Below are 3,093 nucleotides of genomic sequence, written 5' to 3' on the forward strand. Positions count from 1 at the left end.
AGCGCCGATGGTACTGAGCGCCGATGGTACTGCACCCGAGAGAGTGTGGGAGAGTAGGACACCGCCGGACAACACTTCACAGGCTGAGGCCCCACACCACCAGGTGCGGGGCCTCACCCCATTAACCCCACGGCAAACACCCCCAGGCAAACACCCCCAACACCCCGACACCAGCCCGGCCAGGCCAGATTCGAAGGCCCGGCAGCCAGCCATCCTGGCCGGCCGACCCGGGCACAGGCGCAACCGATCGCCCCGACGCGGCCATGCCCTGACGCACGACGACGACACCACCACTACCCGCCCGGCCGCCTGCCGGCCCCATCGCTCGCCCGTCGAGTGACAGCACTGACGATCCGCAGGGTGCCGAGCCAGACCCGACCAACCGGCGGGAGGCTGACAGCGTCGAACCAGGAGTGGACTGACGATCCATAGGAGGCCGCCCCAGTCCGGATCAGCCGGCCCGTTCCCCGTCGGGAGATGCGGTCCGAGGTCACCAAGCGGCGGTAGGCGAAGCACTCGGTCGACCCGCTGCTGGTGCCCAGCCGCTCCTCGCTCGAGCCGGGGATTTGTCGTGAGCGTAGGCGCGCAGACGGCGGCTCATAGCCCGGGCAGGAGTGCGGCCAGGCGCGGTGTCACCACAGGTCACCACCGCTCGGCCAGCGTGCGGGCAGACCTCAACTGCGCGGACTGCTCACTGTTCAGCGGAGCTCCAGAGGTACCTGGCGCTCATTGATGCCGGCAAGCACCGATCAGCACCGAGGCACAGCCATGCTCCAGACCTTGCGCCTACCCGCAGTGCCGGTACTACCCTCCAGCCCGTGTTCATCGCCGCCGAGCTGCAGCCTGTCCACGTCCAGCCGTCGAAGGCGGCAATACACTTATGACGCCAACGCTTGGGAGGAACAGTCGACCTTTGGCTTGCGCAGCCGGCACAGCCGGCTATCGTCAGGATCGAGCGCCGTCGCAGCGTCCTGATCCTGGGAGACGTGGGCAGAAGTCGACAGACGACGTCACCAGGCGCAGAGCCGGCCCGCAAGCCGATCGAGCTCCGTTCGGAATCCACACGCTGTGTTGGCGCTCACCGTCCATGCTCAAAGGTAGGCCGTCGGACATGGCAGCATCCTCGAGGAGCCCGGACGACAGTCCTCAATGTTGCGACGAGCTTTTCCTCATGTCGTGTTGCCAGGAAGGCCCCGGGCATAGGCCCGTAAGCCCTCGCCGCGGGGCGAGGGCGAACGTGGCGTTCGATCGCCTGCAATGCCACCGCAACATCATCTGCTTTCCCTCGTAGCGTGATGCAGATTCGCGGGTGTGGACGGCGAGGCCCATCGTCAAGGGTCAGCTCGACATCGAACAACCAGCGCGCATCCTGGGGCGACGACGACCCCACGACGCCATGGCGCAATTCGAAGGCTCAGAACGCCTGGATGTGGGTTTCAGGGGCGCTACGCTTCGCTCCTCGGACGCGAGAAGCATGCTCGTGCTGGGAGTCGACCTCGACGGGCTCGCCATCGACAGCGATGACCTGTTCTTCAAACGACTCATGGTGAGTGGGGTCGACGTCGCGCCGTTGGTCGCCGCCGATCTGCATTAGAAGTTCCTCGAGCCTGAACTCCAGAAGGCTCGGAGGCCTGGAGGGTTGCAGGATGGCTGGTGCAGTCATACCTCCTGGGCGAGTGATGATGACCGATACGCCGCAGTGCAGGGTCGACGCGCTTGTGCAGGATCAATGGTCACTCGCCGAGACAGTGCGTCATCTGATCCTGGCCAGCGATGCCTGGGCTTCGTAAGAGCGTCCTCGGCGTCGATCAACCATCTCGCGAGATCGGACTGATGTTCGCGGAAGCGGAGGAATCAGGTCTCGACATGTCGACCCTTGGCGACGGGAAGCCGACCTACGAGGAGGTGCCCGATGTTAGAGCTGATCGACAACGACAGATCATGGAGTTCCTTGCGCCAGCTACTGCCGAGGTGCTCGACGAGGAGCTGAGCAACCCGCAGGGTAACGATTCGTGGATCCCGACAGCCGGCGATCGTCTTCGGGTCATCCAAAACGAGGAGGAGGAGGAGGAGTGGGCACATCTGCGGCACATCGGACGAGACCTGACTCAGCTCTGACAACCCTCCAGTACGGAGCCCGGCAGTTCTTCGTCCTGCGATCTCCCAAGAGGTCGAGACTGATGCGGATGCTCGGGCAACGATGGCGCGCAAGCGATCGTGCCGCACCATCCGACGCACGTCGACGCAGCGCTCCGTGGTGCCCTCGACGCGCCCTTGGAGATCCGAGCTGCGGCCACAGTGCTGCTCCGCTGCGACAACGGAGGCAGGTGAACACTCGCCTCTGCCTCCGGATAGGCGCCCCTTGCGCAGCCGGCGCCCACACCTGATGTCGGCGGAACGACGGGGTCTGCGGTATCGCGCATCATCTCCGAAGATGATGACGGGACGACGTGCCCCTGGACCAAGAGTGGTTAGTCGTCACACAGGATCGATCGCATACGCTCTCAGAGCCTGACTCGTGGGGGCTGAACCTCGATCTAAGGCGCAAAAGTTTCGGTCGTGGTCTCAAGCCGGAGCCGGCTGGGATCGTGTCCGCTAGCGATCAGTGGGACGAAGGCACTCCACTGCCCACTCCTGGTGGCTGGTCATCGGGCACCCCTGGCCGAGGGAGTCCTTGAGTCCTTGAGTCCGTGATGCAGCTAACCCCAACCCGGTTTGCTCGACTGCCGGACGGCGTGTAATGTTTCATGAGTTGCCCCGGTGAGGGCAACCAACCCCTACAAAATGTGCGGTCGGTTCGCGCGCTCCAAATGGAGAACGAATTCGATCACTATTTGTCATGGGATTGCCAAGTCATATCCGTATTTGCAGGCAATAAGCCAAAGCGAAGGATTTGACAAGGGAAAAGAGAATGAAATAAGCTGTGAACACAACGGCGAAGGAAAGCGGATAGAGGCCGGAAACGGTATATCTCGCAAGTAATCGTACGTTCCTGTTGTTTGAGAACTCAATAGTGTGCCAAGTTTGTTGATACCGATTGTTTTTTGATTGGTTGAATTTGCTGGTTGTCGCGCATTTTGTGTGTGGTGGCGG

At 62.6% G+C, this 3,093-nt stretch carries 2 protein-coding genes; one reads left to right on the forward strand and one right to left on the reverse strand.

Going from position 1 to position 3,093, the window contains the following annotated elements:
* Positions 1-1,833: 1,833 nt before the first annotated feature.
* A complete protein-coding gene (locus ASF21_RS17135) occupies positions 1,834-2,118 on the forward strand; it encodes a hypothetical protein (protein WP_200914801.1) in 285 nt (94 codons plus the stop codon).
* Positions 2,119-2,837: 719 nt separating this feature from the next.
* Here the strand turns inward: ASF21_RS17135 and ASF21_RS17290 are convergent.
* Positions 2,838-3,093 (reverse strand): hypothetical protein (locus ASF21_RS17290; protein ID WP_235498720.1); only part of this gene is annotated, 256 nt, incomplete at its 5' end.

It is taken from the genome of Arthrobacter sp. Leaf234, assembly GCF_001422665.1.
Taxonomy (GTDB): domain Bacteria; phylum Actinomycetota; class Actinomycetes; order Actinomycetales; family Micrococcaceae; genus Arthrobacter_D.

Excerpts from the sequence above, each read along its gene's own strand:
- ASF21_RS17135 (WP_200914801.1), top strand. The coding sequence starts at position 1,834 with ATGTTCGCGGAAGCGGAGGAATCAGGTCTCGACATGTCGACCCTTGGC.